Raw genomic sequence first — 2,184 nt, forward strand, 5'->3', positions numbered from 1 at the left:
CGGCACAGCGCGGCCGATGGCCGCGCGAGCCTCGGCGCGGCGCACGGCCGCGGTGCCGCGCGAGAGCACGTCGACACGGGGCTCGCCGGTGACCGGCACGTCGGCGTCACGCAGCCCGAACGCGGATTCGAGCCGGCCGCGCACGAGGTGCGAAGCCGCCGGAAGGATCCGGATGCGACGCGCCGCACCGCGGTACATCGTTCGCAGCAGCGTCCTGACGACGCCTGCGGCCGGTGTCGCGGCGATCGCACCCGGCACGCGGACGGTCTCGGGCGAATCGAGCCCGATGCGCTTGAGCGGGATCCCGTGCCACAGCTGCACCACGAACGCGCCCGAGACGGTGTATCTGTTCACATCGCCGAAGCCGTGGGTGACGACGATCACGCGGGCACGCGCTGTGCGCCACAGCCCCTGGATCGAACGCTTCGGAACGGCACGGATGCCGCGGGCCGCGGCATCCGTCGCCTCCCGCTTCGAGTCGACCAGCCACACCGCGGTGCGATCGTCGGCGGCCGCGACCTCCCACAGGGCGAGCGCGCCGTCGCCGATGCCGACCGCGCAGCCGAACACCCATTCGTCGGGCGTACGGGGAACGAGGAGCGTGAAGATGCGTCCTGCGGCATACAGCGGGATCGTCGCGAGCTTTCGCGCATTCCCCGCGCCGAAAGAGAAGGACGCCATCCCGCGAGCCTACCTGCGAGCCCGTATCGAGGCTCGCTGACTCGCGAGATGGCGTCCTAGGAGAAGAACTACTGCTGGAGCGAGCCCAGCGTCACTTCCACCGTCTGCGTCTTGCCGTCGCGGACGAACGTGACCTCAGCCTTGCTTCCGGCTGCCGCCGCGCGCACCTGCGCGGTGAGGTCGGTCGCGTCGGTGATCGGCACGCCGTTGAAGCCGGTGACCACGTCGCCCTGCTCCAGGCCGGCCTCGGCCGCCGCACCGCCGTCCGTGACCTCCGCGATGTAGGCGCCGGTGATCGTCGACTCCTCGACGGATGCCGCGGGCTTCACGCTCGCGCCGAGCAGACCGTGGGTCGCCTCTCCGCTGTCGATGATCTCGTCGGTGATGCGCTGGACGATGTCGGAGGGAATCGAGAAGCCCACGCCGATCGAGCCGGAGCCGTCGGAGGACGACCCGCCCGCGGTCGCGATGGCGACGTTGATGCCGATCAGCTTGCCGTCGGAGTCGACGAGCGCACCGCCCGAGTTGCCGGGGTTGATGGCCGCGTCGGTCTGGATCACCGCGATGGAGATGCTCTCGGTCGCCGCGGTGCCCTGGTCGCCCTGGCCGAAGTCGAAGCGGAACGGGCCCTCCTGGCCGTTCTCCTCCTGCGGGTCCTGGTCCTCCGTGTCACCGCCGTCGGGCGCGGCCGACGAGGCGATCTGGATCGACCGGTTGAGCGCGCTGATGATGCCCTCGGTGACGGAGTTCGCCAGACCCAGCGGGGCACCGACAGCGACCGTCGTGTCGCCGACGTTGAGCTTGCTCGAGTCCGCGAAGTCGATCGGCGTGAGGCCCTCGGCGTCCGTGAGCTTGATGACGGCCAGGTCGTACGTCGGGTCCGTGCCGACGACCTCGGCGTCGTAGACCCGACCGTCGGACGTGGTCACGCGGATCGCCGCGTCGCCGGTGGCGCCGTCGAGCGTGACGACGTGGGTGTTGGTGACGACGTAGCCGTCCTCCGTGAGAACGACGCCCGAACCGGTGCCGGCGGTCGATGAGCCCGTCGCCGCGATGGTGACGACGCTCGGCAGCACCTTCGCGGCGATGGCGGTGGTCTGGTTGACCGAGTCGGTGTCGTTGACGGTGACGGTCGTGGGCCCTGCGACCGGCGAGGTGCTCACCGGCGTGAACCAGTTGACGCCCGCGTAGGCGCCGCCGAGACCTGCCGCGCCGCCCACGATCGCGGCGGCGACGATGAGTCCGACGACCTTGCCGGCGGCCGTCTGCTTCTTCGGCGCGGTGGTCGCCGCCGCCGTCGAGGTCGGCGCGGCGCCGGTCGCACCGCCGAGCGGCAGCGTCGGCTGGGAGTCGGCCGGAGTCACGCCGAACGCTGCACCCGGGGCGGGAGCGGCGGGGGCCTGCTGACCGGCGTACGAGTGGGGGTACGGCGCGGGCTGGCCCGCGTAACCCTGGGGGCGGGCGTAGGCCTGCGCCCCGGCGGGGTAGCCGGCGGGCGGCGCG

General features: G+C 72.1%; 2 protein-coding genes. Both read right to left on the reverse strand.

The window, feature by feature from the left end:
* On the reverse strand, positions 1–681 hold a 681-nt coding region (locus VIP82_RS09255), incomplete at its 3' end, for a CDP-glycerol glycerophosphotransferase family protein (RefSeq protein WP_331907846.1).
* Positions 682–749: 68 nt separating this feature from the next.
* A partial coding sequence (locus VIP82_RS09260; protein WP_331907848.1) for a S1C family serine protease occupies positions 750–2,184 on the reverse strand: 1,435 nt, incomplete at its 5' end.

Origin of the sequence: Microbacterium sp. (assembly GCF_036566905.1) — a bacterium.
In the GTDB taxonomy this organism is placed as follows: domain Bacteria; phylum Actinomycetota; class Actinomycetes; order Actinomycetales; family Microbacteriaceae; genus Microbacterium.